The sequence below is a fragment of the Streptomyces sp. NPDC007095 genome, assembly GCF_040634475.1.
Classification (GTDB): domain Bacteria; phylum Actinomycetota; class Actinomycetes; order Streptomycetales; family Streptomycetaceae; genus Streptomyces.
Genome location: NZ_JBEYFS010000020.1, coordinates 25,769 through 38,547, shown reverse-complemented (window position 1 = coordinate 38,547; position 12,779 = coordinate 25,769). Strand labels below are relative to the sequence as shown.

Annotated in this window: 13 protein-coding genes; 3 read left to right on the top strand and 10 right to left on the bottom strand. The window is 71.2% G+C overall.

Annotated features, from left to right (window positions below; genetic code table 11):
• The first annotated feature begins 59 nt into the window (after positions 1-59).
• Entirely contained in the window at positions 60-1,238 is a 1,179-nt protein-coding gene (locus tag ABZ656_RS09850) for a CopD family protein (protein WP_360266274.1), read from the top strand.
• Here the strand turns inward: ABZ656_RS09850 and ABZ656_RS09845 are convergent.
• From ABZ656_RS09845 to ABZ656_RS09810, 8 genes are all read right to left on the bottom strand, one after another.
• Complete coding sequence (locus ABZ656_RS09845; RefSeq protein ID WP_360266271.1) at positions 1,233-2,282, bottom strand: zinc-dependent alcohol dehydrogenase family protein; 1,050 nt, start codon at positions 2,280-2,282, stop codon at positions 1,233-1,235. The two genes, ABZ656_RS09850 and ABZ656_RS09845, sit on opposite strands and share 6 nt — an antisense overlap.
• A gap of 41 nt (positions 2,283-2,323) precedes the next feature.
• A complete protein-coding gene (locus ABZ656_RS09840; protein ID WP_101405921.1) occupies positions 2,324-3,019 on the bottom strand; it encodes a lysoplasmalogenase in 696 nt (231 codons plus the stop codon).
• Positions 3,016-3,888, bottom strand: a complete 873-nt coding sequence (locus tag ABZ656_RS09835) for a sterol desaturase family protein (RefSeq protein ID WP_101408232.1) — start codon at positions 3,886-3,888, stop codon at positions 3,016-3,018. The genes ABZ656_RS09840 and ABZ656_RS09835 overlap by 4 nt, the downstream gene beginning before the upstream one ends.
• 147 nt (positions 3,889-4,035) lie before the next feature.
• Positions 4,036-4,746, bottom strand: coding sequence for a VIT family protein (locus ABZ656_RS09830; RefSeq protein ID WP_101405920.1), 711 nt, complete (start codon positions 4,744-4,746; stop codon positions 4,036-4,038).
• A 24-nt stretch (positions 4,747-4,770) separates the two neighbouring features.
• Positions 4,771-6,003 (bottom strand): amidohydrolase family protein, encoded by a 1,233-nt coding sequence (locus tag ABZ656_RS09825; protein WP_360266318.1) that lies wholly within the window; start codon positions 6,001-6,003, stop codon positions 4,771-4,773.
• A 20-nt stretch (positions 6,004-6,023) separates the two neighbouring features.
• Positions 6,024-7,307 carry an amidohydrolase family protein gene (locus ABZ656_RS09820; RefSeq protein ID WP_360266266.1) on the bottom strand — a complete coding sequence of 428 codons (1,284 nt, stop codon included), beginning with the start codon at positions 7,305-7,307 and terminating at the stop codon, positions 6,024-6,026.
• An 11-nt stretch (positions 7,308-7,318) separates the two neighbouring features.
• Positions 7,319-8,203 (bottom strand): SDR family NAD(P)-dependent oxidoreductase, encoded by an 885-nt coding sequence (locus tag ABZ656_RS09815; protein WP_101405918.1) that lies wholly within the window; start codon positions 8,201-8,203, stop codon positions 7,319-7,321.
• Positions 8,203-9,000 carry an acetoacetate decarboxylase family protein gene (locus ABZ656_RS09810; protein WP_360266263.1) on the bottom strand — a complete coding sequence of 266 codons (798 nt, stop codon included), beginning with the start codon at positions 8,998-9,000 and terminating at the stop codon, positions 8,203-8,205. The genes ABZ656_RS09815 and ABZ656_RS09810 overlap by 1 nt, the downstream gene beginning before the upstream one ends.
• 251 nt (positions 9,001-9,251) lie before the next feature.
• On the opposite strand from ABZ656_RS09810, the gene ABZ656_RS09805 reads away from it, so the two are divergent.
• A complete protein-coding gene (locus ABZ656_RS09805; protein ID WP_360266260.1) occupies positions 9,252-10,271 on the top strand; it encodes a DEDDh family exonuclease in 1,020 nt (339 codons plus the stop codon).
• Positions 10,272-11,143: 872 nt separating this feature from the next.
• On the opposite strand, the gene ABZ656_RS09800 is transcribed toward ABZ656_RS09805, so the two are convergent.
• Both ABZ656_RS09800 and ABZ656_RS09795 read right to left on the bottom strand, forming a co-directional pair.
• Complete coding sequence (locus tag ABZ656_RS09800; RefSeq protein WP_101405916.1) at positions 11,144-11,401, bottom strand: hypothetical protein; 258 nt, start codon at positions 11,399-11,401, stop codon at positions 11,144-11,146.
• A 105-nt stretch (positions 11,402-11,506) separates the two neighbouring features.
• Positions 11,507-11,635 carry a hypothetical protein gene (locus tag ABZ656_RS09795; protein WP_360266257.1) on the bottom strand — a complete coding sequence of 43 codons (129 nt, stop codon included), beginning with the start codon at positions 11,633-11,635 and terminating at the stop codon, positions 11,507-11,509.
• A gap of 308 nt (positions 11,636-11,943) precedes the next feature.
• Here ABZ656_RS09795 and ABZ656_RS09790 point away from each other — a divergent pair, with 308 nt between their 5' ends.
• Positions 11,944-12,735, top strand: coding sequence for an SURF1 family protein (locus ABZ656_RS09790; protein ID WP_101405915.1), 792 nt, complete (start codon positions 11,944-11,946; stop codon positions 12,733-12,735).
• The last annotated feature ends 44 nt before the right edge of the window (positions 12,736-12,779 follow it).

Sequence of the window (12,779 nt, the reverse complement as noted above, 5' to 3'; positions counted from 1 at the left end):
AACCACCGCTTGTTTCCCTGCACTTGCCCGGTTCTGTGCCGACTGGTGAAGATCCTGGGGTGACCTTGATACGACCGACAGCCGAGACAGCGGGCGCGAGTGGTCCGGCGCGTCGCCCCGCGGCCGGACACGCCGCCGCCCTGCTCGTCCTGGTGACCGTGGCCGCCCTGATCCCGCTGCTCGGCCCGCGCCCCGCGCTGGACGGCACCGGCGAGGCGGCCGCCCCCGGCGTCGGCGGCATCGCCCTGCTGCGCGCGGTCTTGTTCGCGGCGCTGTGCGTCCCCGCGGGCGAACTGTTCGCGGCCCGGCTGGCCCGCCGGGTGCCGGGCGCGCCACTGGAGTACGCGCCCCGCAGCTGGGCGCCCTACGCCGCGGTGGCCGGGTTCGTCGCCGCGCTGGGGCTCGCCTCGGTGGTGGCCACCGGCAATCTGCTGCCGCACCACCTCTCCGACATGGATGTCGGCGGGCTCTACCAGACCCGGGACGGAAAGCTCGCGCTCCTGGAGGTGAACGCGTTCCTGGCCACCGGGCTCTGCGCCCTCTCACGGAGACCGGCCGCCCAGGCGTGGCCGCTGGCCGCGGTGGCCCTCGCGGAGGCACTGCGCGCCCACCCGGCGCCGGAGCACGGCCCACTCGTCGGCTCCGGTCTGACGCTCGTTCACGTGACCTGCGCGGCCCTGTGGACGGGCGGCCTGCTGCATGTGCTGCGGATGCTGCGCACCTGGCGCGCCTCTTCGAAGGCGGAGGCTGCGGAGACGCCGGAGACGGCCGGGACGGCGGTTTCGGCGGAGACGGCCGGGACGGCGGTTTCGGCGGAGACGGCCGGGACGGCGGTTTCGGCGGAGACGGCCGGGACGGCGGTTTCGGCGGACGCGGCCGGGACGGCGGTTTCGGCGGACGCGGCCGGCGCGGCGCTTCTGGGCCTCTACGCGCGCGTGGCCGCCGTCCTGTTCGCGGCGCTCACCGCGACGGGCGTGTGGAGCGCGCTGCGCCGGATGCCGCCCGGCACGGTCCTGGACCAGCTGACGGCGACGTCGTACGGGCGCACCCTGCTCGCCAAGCTGGTGCTGGTGGTCGCCGTCGCCGTGCTGGCACTGCTCGCGCGGCTGAGGCTGCGCCGGGCCGCCGACCGGCTCAGTGCCTGTGTGCCCGCTCGCGCGGAGGTGGTGGCACTGGGCCTGGTCGTGGCGGTGTCGGGGCTGCTGACGGCGCTGCCGCTGCCGATCAGGTGGTCATGAGCCGTTGGTGACGAGCACCTTGAGGGCCGTGCGCTCGTCCATCGCCTTGTAGCCCTCGGGCACGCCTTCCAGACCGACGGTCATGTCGAAGACGGGCGACGGGTCGATGGTGCCGTCCAGGATGTCGGGCAGCAGCTCCGGGATGTACGCCCGCACCGGCGCCACACCGCCGCGCAGCGCGATGTTGCGGTCGAACATCACGCCCAGGTCGAGGCCCGTGCCACTGCCGTGCGGCACGCCGACGAAGCCGACGGCGCCGCCGTCGCGGGTGATGTTCACGGCCGTCCGCATGGACTGCTCGGTGCCGACCGCCTCCACGACGGCGTGCGCGCCCTGGCCGCGGGTCAGCTCGCGGACGGCCTCGACGGCCGCCTCGCCGCGTTCGGCGACGACGTCCGTGGCGCCGAAGGCGCGCGCGATGTCCGTACGTGCCTGGTGGCGTCCGAGCGCGATGATCCGCTCGGCGCCGAGCCGCTTGGCGGCCAGCACGGCGCACAGTCCGACGGCGCCGTCCCCGACGACCGCGACGGTGGCGCCCTTGCGGGCTCCCGCGCCGAGGGCCGCGTGGTGCCCGGTGCCCATGACGTCGGAGAGCGTCAGCAGGGCCGACAGCAGGTGGTCGTCGGAGGCCGCCTCCTTGGGCAGCTGTACGAGGGTGCCGTCGGCGAAGGGGACGCGTACGGCCTCGCCCTGACCGCCGTCGTAGCCGACCGCGCCCCAGAAGCCGCCGTGCTCGCAGGAGGTGGTGAGGCCCTCGCGGCAGTAGTCGCAGACGCCGTCCGACCACATGAACGGGGCGACGACCAGGTCGCCGCGGCGCACGCCGGTCACCTCGGAGCCGGTCTCCTCGACGATGCCGAGGAACTCGTGCCCGATCCGCTGCCCCGCCTGCCGCGCCGCCTCACCCCGGTAGGCCCACAGGTCGCTGCCGCAGATGCAGGACCGCAGCACCCGCACGACCGCGTCGGTGGGCAGTTGCACCAGGGGCTCGGGGACGTCCTCCACACGCATGTCGTACGGGGCGTGGATGGTGGTGGCGCGCATGACGAGGATCCTTCTCGGCTGATCGGCTGGGTGAGATGCGCTCAGGGGGTGGTTGAGCGCACCTCACCGTACGCCGCCCTCGCCGCCGTATGCGCGCCAAGGGTGCCCTGGACTCCGCTGACCAGCAGGAACTGGGCGGCGGCATAGGTCAGCATGATCCAGAAGTCCGGCCTCGGGAGCTGCGGCCAGTCGGCGACGCCGGTGGCGATGAGCGTGTCGGACAGCAGGAAGAGCGCACCGCCCGCACCCGCGACGGGCCCGAGCCGGGTGCTTGCGGCCGCCATCGCGGTCAGCAGCAGGCTGTAGCCGGCGACGGGGATACGGAGGCCGGCGGGCAGATCGGGCCACAGGAGGGTGACGGTGGCGACGAGGGCGAGGACGTACACGCCGACGAGCCAGGCGGACGGCCCACGCACGTGTGGAGAGCGATGCGGCGAATCCGGCCTTCTGAAGAGCAGGAGGTAGCAGACGTGACCGGCCGCGAAGGAGGCCATCCCCACGAGGAAGGCCGGGTCGGCGTCGGACAGCAGCAGTACGTCGCCGCCCCAGCCGCAGAGCAGGGCGGCCACCAGGAGCCTCGGTCCGCCGCGTACGACCGCGTGGGCGGCGAGCAGGGGCATCAGAAGCGGCTTGGCGACCAGGTGCCCCGGGGTGAACCCGACGGCCAGGGAAACGAGGTCCACGGCAGCGGCCACGCCGAAGGAGACGAGCAGCACGCGCGCGTGCCGTGGGCTCACGCGACGGGCTCCGTGACCGGCTTGCTCCCTGCGGACTTCGGCGTCGGCTGCCAGCCGGGCCCGCAAAAGACCCGCCCCGCCCGCTCTCGCCAGCCGGTCGCCGCCTTCAGGTCCCTGGCGATGGCGGCGTACTCGTGGGTGGCGACGCGCAGGGGGTTGTACGTGGCGATGTTCTTGGTGAGCCCGTAGACGGGGCGCTCGGTCTCGGGGACGAAGGACCCGAAGAGCCGGTCCCAGACGATGAGGATCCCGCCGAAGTTGCGGTCCAGGTAGCCGCCCTGGGAGGCGTGGTGGACCCGGTGGTGGGAGGGCGTGTTGAACACGAACTCGAACCAACGGGGCATCTTGTCTATCCGCTCCGTGTGAATCCAGAACTGGTAGACGAGGTTCGCCGACGAACAGAACGCCAGCGCGGCGGGGTGCACACCGAGGGCGATCAGCGGCACGTAGAAGGGCCAGACCGTCCAGGTCGTCCAGGGCTGGCGCAGCGCGGTGGTGAGGTTGAACTTCCGGCTGGAGTGGTGGACCACGTGGCAGGCCCACAGGACGCGGATGACGTGGTGGCCGCGGTGCGACCAGTAGTAGAAGAAGTCCTGCCCCAGCAGCATCAGCGGAACGGTCCACCACAGGACGGGCACCCGCAGCGGCGTCAGTTCGTAGATCGCCGTGTAGATCGCGACGATCGGGATCTTCCACAGGAAGTCGAAGACGAGACTCCCGAGCCCCATGCCGACGCTCGTCGCGGCGTCCTTCGTCTCGTACCCCGCGGCATCGTCGTCCGGATGGATCCGGACGCTCACCATCTCGATCACGGTGAGCAGCACAAAGGCGGGTATCGACCACAGCACGACATCGGGCAGGTTCGGCATGGGTGCACCGTAGAACCGCAGCTCGGCCACGGCTAGACGTTGTTACCCACAAGTATTACCGGGGGTACGCGCTTGCTTATTGGTGATCTCCGCCAAGGACGCCGACAGGTCCGGACCGATGCTCGTCGGATGTCCGCTCGGCGCTCGTCACACCCCCGCCGCCCCCAGCAGCACCCCCGCCGCATACGTGACCCCCATCGCCAGCGCACCCCCGCCCACGTTCCGCAGAACCGCGCGGCCCGGGTTAGCCGAGCCCAGGCGGGCGCTCAGCCAGCCGGTGAGGACCAGGGCGGCCAGTACCGAGAGCACGGTGACGCCCAGGCGCCAGGCCGCCGGTGGCAGGACGATGGCGAGGAGGGGAAGGAGGGCGCCCACGGTGAAGGAGAGGAAGCTCGCCCAGGCCGCGTGCCAGGGGTTGGTGAGGTCGTCGGGGTCGATGCCGAGTTCCACGCGTGCGTGGGCCCTCAGGGCGTCGCGTTCGGTGAGCTGCTGCGCCGCCTCGTGGGCCACCTCGCGGGTCAGGCCGCGCTGCTCCAGGAGTTCGGTCAGCTCCTCGAGTTCGGCATCCGGCTCTTCGCGCAGTTCGCGTCGCTCCAGCGCCAGGGCGGCCTTCTCGGAGTCCAGTTGGGTGGAGACCGAGACGTACTCGCCCGCCGCCATCGACATGGACCCGGCCAGCAGCCCGGCCAGGCCCGCCGTGAGCAGCGCGGAGCGGTCGTCCGTGGCACCTGCCACGCCGACGACGAGGCCCGCGGTGGAAACGATGCCGTCGTTGGCGCCCAGCACCGCGGCCCGCAGCCAGTTGAGGCGGGAGCCGAGGGTGCCTTCGTGGGCCTCGTCGTGCGTGGGTTGCGTCACACGGGGAGGATCGCACCCCGGGCGTCACCAGACCCGTACCGACGCTCCCCGGGCGAACACGGGGCTCGTCGCGTCCGCCGGGGGCCGCGTGAGCGGTTCGGCCAGTTCCGCCACGGTCGGTCCCGCCTTCGCCGCGAGGGGATCCAGGGCGTCGAGGTCGAAGCCGTACACCCGGGCGGCGTTCCCGCCGACCATCGCGGCGACCTCCTCGCGCGGCACACCGGCGTACGCGCAGCGCAGGCCCTCCCTGGAGTAGGGGTAGGTGCCCTCGTCGTGCGGGTAGTCGCTGCCCCACATGATCTTGTCGACGCCGATCCGCGCGCGCAGCGGCACCTCGTGCGGGCGCATGAAGCTCGCGCCGACGAAGCAGTTGTCCCGCCAGACGTCCGAGGGGCCCTTGCCCATCGACTCGGCGAGTCCCGCGCCGAACTTCGACTCCGCCGTCGACCGCTTCGTCCTCTCCGCCGCCGCCGACAGCCTCCCGTGGTAGTAGTCCAGCATGTCGAGCACCCCAGGGATCCAGCCCGAGCCCTGCTCGGTCAGCACCAGCTTCAGGCCGGGATGGCGGCGGAAGGCGCCGCCGAAGATGAGGTGCCAGAGCGCGCGGTGGGAGAACCAGGTCGTCTCGACCATGAAGACCGCACGGGCCGCCGGTTCGTCGCCGAGGGGAGGGGACGCCGAGCCCGCGTGGTGGTTCACGGGGACGCCCAGTTCCTCGCAGACCGCCCAGATGGGGTCGTACGTCGACGAGTACAGCTCGGGCAGTCCCGAGCCCGGTGGGGTGCCCGGAAGCAGCAGGCCGCCCGCGAGGCCCGCCCGGGAGGCCCACCTGATCTCCTTCACCGCCTCCGCCACGTCGTTCAGGAGGATCTGGAAGACGCCCGCGCGGCGGCCCGGCGCGGCCGCGCAGAAGTCCGCGAGCCAGCGGTTGTGGGCGCGCAGGCCCGCCCAGCGCCGTGCGAACTCCTCGGCGGTGGGGGCCGGTGCCATCAGGGCGGCCGAGGGGAAGAAGGGCGGGATGGTGTTGGGGAACACCACCTCCGCGACGATGCCGTCCTCCTCCAGCTCCGCCAGGCGCCGTGCGGAGTTCCAGTTCTTGTCGGCGGTGTCGGCGAGCAGGTCCTCGTACGGGTTGACGTAGCCGGCCGCCCACGCGTCGAAGGCCTCGTGGTGTTCCTTCGCCAAGTAGGGCCGGTAGTCCAGCAGGTCGGCTCCGGCGTGGCAGTCCGCCGAGATCACGGTGTACCGGTCGGTCACGGGGTCGTTCGTGGGGGCGTTCACGGTGTCGTCCCCAGGACCGGGAAGTCGTGGTCGGTCAGCCAGTGGCGGCCCACCTCGCGTGAGCGTGCCCAGGACGCCTCCACGGCCGCCTGGTCGTCGCTCTGGCCGAGGTCGGCCGGGGTCGGGCCGATGCGCCGGGCGAGCGGGGTCAGCCGCTCGACGTCGAAGCCGAAGACCTCGGCGGCCGCGAGGCCGAGCATGCGGCGGGTCTCCGCGACCGGGATGTCGTGGAAGGTGCGCCGCAGCCACGCGCGCGTGTCGGGCCAGGTTCCCTCGGGGTGCGGGAAGTCGCTGCCCCACAGGATGTTGTCGACGCCGATCTCGTAGCGCTGGGCGAGTTCGCGGCGCTTGGTGTTCGTCGCGCAGATGAAGAGCTGCCGGTCGAGGTACTCGTGCGGGGGCCGCTTCAGCTCCGCGAAGGGCGACAGTTTCTTGCCGCCGTGCGCGCCCAGGTAGAGGCGGTCCATGAACCAGAGGAGGTTCGGCAGCCACCAGCAGCCCGACTCGGCGACCCCGAACCTCAGCCCCGGGTGGCGTTCGAAGACGCCCGACCAGAGCAGGAACCACAAGGGGCGCGCGGGCCACCAGGTGACTTCGCAGACGTAGATCCCCAGGTGGTCGCCGTACTCGTGGCGCGGCGCCGCGCCCGAGTGCGTGACCACCGGCATCGCGCACTCGGCGGCGGCCGCCCACACGGGGTCGTAACGGCGGTCGTGGTACGGCTCCTTGTCGACCCACATGGCGGGGATCATCAGGGCGCCGAGTCCCGACTCCTTGGCGCGGTACACCTCGGCGACGACCGCGTCGGGGGACGCCGTGATCGGCAACAGGGCGACCCCGCAGTGCCGTTCGGGGTTCTCCCCGACGAACTCCGCCAGCCAGCGGTTGTGGGCCTGCGCGCCCGCCATGCCGAGCCGCGGGTCGTGGTCGCCGGAGAGGCCGAGGCCCACGCCGAAGGGGGCCGCCGTGCGGCTGTCCACGGCGTCGGCGTCCGGGAAGACCACCTCCCCGGCCACGCCGTCGCCGTCCAGCTCCTTGAGGCGCTGCGCGGTGTCCCAGCCGCCGCGCAGCCCCTCCTCGTTGTCCTGGAACCACCGGTCCGCGAACGCCTCGTTGCGGATGCCGAGCCGGGTCATCTCCTCGCGGCGCCGGCCCTGGCCCGCGAGGAACTCGTCGAAGTCCCGGTGGAAACGGGAGTCCAGGTAGGGCCGGTACTCCTCGGTGGGGAGCCCGGCATGGCAGTCGGAGGAGATGATCAGATAGGGGTCCCGGTCGGTCATCGCCCGCCTCCTCAGTCCAGAATGAAGTGCTCTAGGTACGACGGGTCGGCCCGGTCGAGCATCGACTGCGACCTCGCCCGGATCTGCCGGTCGCTGTGCTCGCTCGCGGGCAGCAGCCAGAACCGGCCCTCCCTGATGCCGTCCGCCACCAGGTCGGCGACCTCCTCCACCGGCGTGAACCGCACCTCCTGCCCCGCCTCCTTCATCGCGGCCTCCCACTGGTCGAGGCTGCGGTACGGGGTCTTCCTGGGGCGCTGTTTCGCGTAGCGCTCGGGCCGGTTGCGGTGCGACTCCCACAGGCCGGTACGGAGCATGTGGGGCCCGGGGAAGAGCACGGACGCCCCCACGCGCGCGTGCTCGGCCTTGAGATGCGCGTACAGGGACTCGGTCATCGTCACGACGGCCGCCTTGGTGACGGCGTACACGGAGGCGGTCGGCAGCGGGGCGATCCCGCCGTCGCCGGACGAGGTGTTGACGACGTGGCCCGGCTCTCCCCCGGCGATCATGCGCGGTACGAAGGCCTGGACGCCGTGGAAGACACCCCAGACGTTGACGGCGAAGGCCCACTTCCAGTCGTTCGGATCGTGCTCCCACATGCGGCCCTCGGCGCCGGAGCCGACCCCGGCGTTGTTGCACAGGACGTGTACGGCGCCGTACTTCTCGTACGTCTCGGCGGCGAGCGCGTCGAGCTGTTCGCGCTCCGAGACGTCCACCACGCGCGCGTGCACATCCGCCCCGTTCTCCCGCAGCGTGGCGGCGGCCTTCTCCAGGGCGCCCTCCTCGACGTCCGCGAGGACCACCTTCAGACCGTCCGCCGCGAACCGGCGCGCCATCGCGAGCCCGATACCGCTCGCCGCGCCGGTGACCACGGCGACCTGCCCCGCTCCGAGCTCCATCAGACGCTCCCTTCCGGCGGCCCGTCGAGGATCTGCCGCGGATCGTCGTAGCGCTGATGGATGTACGGCAACAGGGCCTGGGCGCTGACACGTTCCACCACCCTGCCCGTCTGGTCGGTGGTCTTCTCGCCGAGGGTGATCTCGACCAGTTCGCGTACGGGGAGGTCGGCGACCGGGTCGTACATCGACTCGCGCAGCACGACGTCCCCGGTGACGCGCTCCAGCCTGCGCACCTTCTCGTTGCGCACGCAGTGCACGAGCACGGGGTCGACGTCGAAGCCCGAACCGTCCACCGCGGGAAGGAACTTGAAGTAGAAGTCGGTCTTCTGGGCGGGCTCGGGCAGCGGCAGGTCACCGCTCACCGCGCCGCGCACCTCGACGAAGGCGATGCCGTGCCGGGCGAGTGCGGCCCGTACGACGAGGCCGTCGCGTTCCACGGTCACCTCGCCGAGCTTCTTGGGCTCCCCGAAGACCTCGCGGCCGCCGACGAGCGCCCGCTCGTGGGTCATCGGCATGACCAGCGGGTACCAGCCCTCGACGCCGTCGTGCGCCGCGGCGACGGCGAACGAACCCGCGCCGAGCGGATAACCCGGCAGGTCGACCTTGCTGATGTTCACCCGGACCAGGGGCCGCCCGGTGGGTTTGAGCGGGGGTGGCAGGACGGCCGCGACCGCGTCCGGATCGCTCTCCCAGACGGCCACCACACCGGTGGACCAGATGTCGGGGAGCTTGGCGCTCGCGGTGCGCGCGGCGGCGATCTCCGCCTCGGTCCGTGCGCCGTACCTCACTCGTGCCATGTCCGTACCGCCCTTCGTAGGCGCTACCTGCTGGGGCGCGGAGCACGCTTGCAGGACACCGTCGAAAGGTCCATAGCCATGCGTCAGTCATGCGCCCGGGGGCGTGCGCCGGGCCGGACCAGCCGGTGACCCGCGCCACAAAAGGCACCTCTGTCCCCCGCTGACCGCGTCAACTCCGGGGGCCGGACCGTCCGTCGGATCCGGGAAGGCGGGGGCCGGACTGTCAGTCAGGGCCCGTATCCTCAGTGACCATGCTCGAAGACCTGACGACCGCATCGTCACCAGCCCCCTGGCCGGCCGCGTATCCGCAGGGGTACGCGGTCGTCGACGTGGAGACCACCGGCCTTGCCCGCGACGACCGGATAATCTCGGCCGCCGTCTACCGGCTGGACGCGCGCGGCGAGGTCGAGGACCACTGGTACACGATGGTCAACCCGGAGCGGGACCCGGGCCCGGTCTGGATCCACGGTCTGACGACCGAGGTGCTCGAAGGCGCGCCGCTCTTCCAGGACATCGCCGAGGAGTTCGCCGACCGGCTCGCCGACCGGGTGCTCGTGGCGCACAACGCGGTCTTCGACTGGTCGATGATCGCGCGGGAGTACGCGCGCGCGGAGCGTGAGGCGCCGGTGCGTCAGCGGCTGTGCACCATCGCGCTCTCCAAGGAGCTGGGACTGCCGCTGCCCAACCACAAGCTGGAGTCGCTGGCCGCGCACTTCGGTGTCGTACAGCAGCGGGCGCACCACGCGCTGGACGACGCGCGCGTGCTGGCCGAGGCGTTCCGGCCGAGCCTGCGGGCCGCCGCGCGGGACGGGATCCGGCTGCCGCTCCTGGAGTGCCGGCCGCTCAAGGAGTGGTCCGAGAGCCCCGCGGCGCCGCGCATCGGACGGCAGTCCGGTTCCGGCGGTTACTCCTCCGGCGGTTACTCGTCCGGTGGCTACCCGTCCGGGAGTTGGCGGCCTTCACGCAAACGCCCCGCATGCCCCTATCCCAACCCAGGACGCTATGAAGCGGGCAAACCGCTCAAGCAGGGTATGCGGGTCGCGTTCTCCGGGGACACGTCCGTCGACCGCGAGCTGCTGGAGGACCGTGCCGTCGAGGCCGGCCTGCATGTCGCGACGAGCCTGTCCCGGCTGACCAGCCTGCTCGTCACCAACGATCCCGACTCCAGCACGTCCAAGGTGGCCAAGGCCAAACAGTTCGGGACACCGGTGATCGACGAGGCGGCGTTCGGCCAGCTGCTGCGGGACGTGGCCCCGGCCTCGGAGAAGTGACCCCGGAGGGCCGCAGAGGGGCCGGGGTCGCTGACGGACGTACGGGGGACTGCCGGGCGACTCGCCCGGCGCCCGCTCACCCGCGCCGCGTCGGCACCTCACCCTGTGGCGCATGGCCTTGCCGCCGGAGCGCCAGGCAGGATCCTTGACGACAGGGGACGGTCGACTTGCCGCCGATGTCAAGTTCTACGGGCCCAACGACGGTCATGCGACGGGGCCGTCGCTACTCCACCATGTCACCTGGACATGGGGCGGCAAACGGTTCGTGACAGATGGCGCTTCGTGACACATGATGCCGAGCCGGAGATAGAGACACCCGATCGAAATCGACTTACCGGAATAGAGCTACATAAACGCCCCTCGAGGGCCCGGGAGGGACCTCCGGGGCGAGGGGAAAGCCTGCGGGAAGTTCCCAGTATTATGAAATGTCCCTATATTGCGACAAGTCCCGCCGGCCGTTGACGCCGGCACCCGGCGATCACACGCCCGGCGGCCTCGTGCACTCCCGTCATGGCGTTCCCTCTTCCAGGGCGGCCCGGCAGGGTCCCCGGCGAGCGTTACAGCCCTTCTTCAGGCATTTCATGTCGCCTGAAGATCGGCAAGTTACCCAGAACGGGTGTAGCCCGCGTATGTCCCGTGCGGCGGTGTCCGGATCAGGAGAAGGCGCAAGCCGGATGGTTGGCCTGCGGCTGGGGGAACCTGTCGATCGAGCGTCAGCGGATCATCGCCAGGAAAGTGCTCAGAACGGTGGTCATCCAGCCGGCCCAAAAGCCGAGGCGGCCGGTCGACGCTGTACGAACAGAGCCGGTGTTCTACGCCGCCTGACAACGAATCAAAAGGGCCCCTCACGCACGGGAGGGGCCCTTTTGCCATCAGGCGGAGCGGTACGCGCTTCCCACCTTGTCCACGATGCCCACCCTTCCCTCTGCGCGGGCGCAGTGCGCGCCGCAGTACCAGTGACCCTCGGCCTCGACTCCCTGGCCGATGATCTGGACTCGGCAGTGCTCGCAGATGGGTGCCATGCGGTGGATCGCGCAGGCGAACGAATCGAATACGTGACGGGAACCGTCCTGGGTCTCCACGGTGAAGGCCAGGTCATAGTCATTGCCACACACTTCGCAACGTGTCATACGCGGCATGGTCAAGGGCAGGGCAGGCTCTGGCAAGCTGACGGCGCTCTGCCGGCCGGAGGTTCTACCTGGTCGGCGTAGCGGCTCATCCTCTCTGCACTTCTGTCACTTCAGCCCCGTCAGTTCCAGGATCTCGTCTGCCCGCTCGTCGGTCAGGACCGGCGCTTCAGACAGCCTTTTCTCCAGCCACTCTTCACGCGTCACAGAATCGTGGATGGTGTCGGTGCTGCTCACGGGGTTGCGTAGGCATGCCGTCGGGGGTGGGCTTGTCGGGCCCGGTACTGGTGGCGTCGTCGAGCGGACCGTGGTGACGCCCGGGGCGTCCTGGGCACCGCCCGGCTTCACCGAACCCCCTGTCCGGCCTGTCCGGAAGCCCGTCCGCCGGGTGGCACACCGTGCTGCGTCCGGACGGAAAGCCGGGAACGCCGGTCGTCGCCACGTGCCGCCGTGCGCCGACCGGAACGGTCCCAGAGCACACGTCGCCGTCCGGGCGACGCGCACCCCCGTGAACATGCCCCACGAACGAGTTGTACGGTCGTGGGGTGTACCGCTTCCTGTTGTCCCGGCAGTGGGTGATTCTCACCCTCGTGGCCCTCCTGCTCATCCCCACGATGATCAAGCTGGGCTTCTGGCAGCTGCACCGCCATGAGCACAAGGTCGCGCTGAACAAGGTGATCTCGCAGTCGCTGACGGCCACGCCGGTGCCCGCAGAGTCGGTCACGGCGCCGGGGCAGCCCGTCAAGCACGCGGACCTGTACCGGCGGGTGACCGCGAAGGGCACCTTCGACACCGCGCACGAGGTCGTCGTGCGGCGCCGCACCAACGCCGACGGCGAGGTCGGCTACCACGTCCTGGCCCCCTTCGACCTGGACGACGGCCGTGTGCTCCTCGTCAACCGGGGGTGGATCGACTCGAACGGCTCACAGACCGCGTTCCCGAAGATCCCGGCGCCCGCGAAGGGCGAGATCACCGTCACCGGGCGGCTGATGCCCGACGAGACGACAGGCGACAGCGGCATCAAGAACATCCAGGGCCTGCCCGACCGCCAGGTCATGCTGATCAACAGCGAGCAGCAGGCCAAGAGCCTCGGCAAGCAGGTCCTCGGCGGGTACATCGAGCAGACCGCGCCCGCGCCCAAGGCCGACTCCCCCGAGCTGATCCCCGACCCCGAGCACAACGACATCGGTCCGCACATGGCGTACGCGATCCAGTGGTGGCTCTTCTCCGCGGGCGTGCCGGTGGGCTGGGTGATCCTGGTCCGCCGGGAGCGCCGCGACCGGGCCGAGGCCGCCGCCTCCGCGACCACGCCGGAAGCGGCCACGGTGGCCGCCTGACCCCCTGGCCCGCCGCCCGCCGCGCCCGCACCTCCTCGACCGGT

Bases quoted from the DNA above. Each gene is read 5' to 3' on its own strand.
- ABZ656_RS09835 (WP_101408232.1), bottom strand. From the start codon at position 3,888: ATGCCGAACCTGCCCGATGTCGTGCTGTGGTCGATACCCGCCTTTGTG.
- ABZ656_RS09805 (WP_360266260.1), top strand. From the start codon at position 9,252: ATGCTCGAAGACCTGACGACCGCATCGTCACCAGCCCCCTGGCCGGCC.
- ABZ656_RS09815 (WP_101405918.1), bottom strand. From the start codon at position 8,203: ATGGAGCTCGGAGCGGGGCAGGTCGCCGTGGTCACCGGCGCGGCGAGC.
- ABZ656_RS09800 (WP_101405916.1), bottom strand. From the start codon at position 11,401: ATGACACGTTGCGAAGTGTGTGGCAATGACTATGACCTGGCCTTCACC.
- ABZ656_RS09810 (WP_360266263.1), bottom strand. From the start codon at position 9,000: ATGGCACGAGTGAGGTACGGCGCACGGACCGAGGCGGAGATCGCCGCC.
- ABZ656_RS09845 (WP_360266271.1), bottom strand. From the start codon at position 2,282: ATGCGCGCCACCACCATCCACGCCCCGTACGACATGCGTGTGGAGGAC.
- ABZ656_RS09820 (WP_360266266.1), bottom strand. From the start codon at position 7,307: ATGACCGACCGGGACCCCTATCTGATCATCTCCTCCGACTGCCATGCC.